This window comes from Kosakonia quasisacchari, assembly GCF_004331415.1.
Classification (GTDB): domain Bacteria; phylum Pseudomonadota; class Gammaproteobacteria; order Enterobacterales; family Enterobacteriaceae; genus Kosakonia; species Kosakonia quasisacchari.
This window is the reverse complement of record NZ_SJOP01000084.1, coordinates 1-449: the sequence shown is the minus strand read 5'-3', so window position 1 is coordinate 449 and position 449 is coordinate 1. Positions and strand designations below refer to the sequence as shown.

Genomic DNA, 449 nt, shown 5'->3' with positions numbered 1-449 from the left:
ATGCGGTGCAGCAGAACAGCAGCCGGCCTGATTTCACCTCCTTCGATAACGCCACTTACACGAACTACTCCCGCACTTATACCTACGACAACGCCGGTAATCTGACGAAAATTCAGCACAGCGCACCCGCGTCCGGTAATAACTACACCACCAGCATCACCGTCTCCGACCGCAGCAACCGCGCGGTGCTCAGTACGCTCACCGAAAACCCGGTGGATGTGGAGGCGCTGTTCACCGCCGGCGGTCAGCAGAAACAGCTGCTGCCGGGGCAGAATCTGCTGTGGACGGCGCGCCAGGAATTACAGCAGGTCACGCCCGTCACCCGCGACGACTCAGCGGACGACAATGAAAGTTACCGTTACGACGCCAGCAGCCAGCGCATCGCCAAAATCACCTCACAACTGACCGGCAGCACCACGCAGACAAAACGGGTGATTTATCTGCCGGGG

The 449-nt window shown here is 59.5% G+C and carries 1 pseudogene; it reads left to right on the top strand.

Annotated elements, in window-relative coordinates:
• Positions 1 to 449 (top strand): annotated as a pseudogene (locus E0L21_RS24790) (RHS repeat protein); the annotation flags it as partial.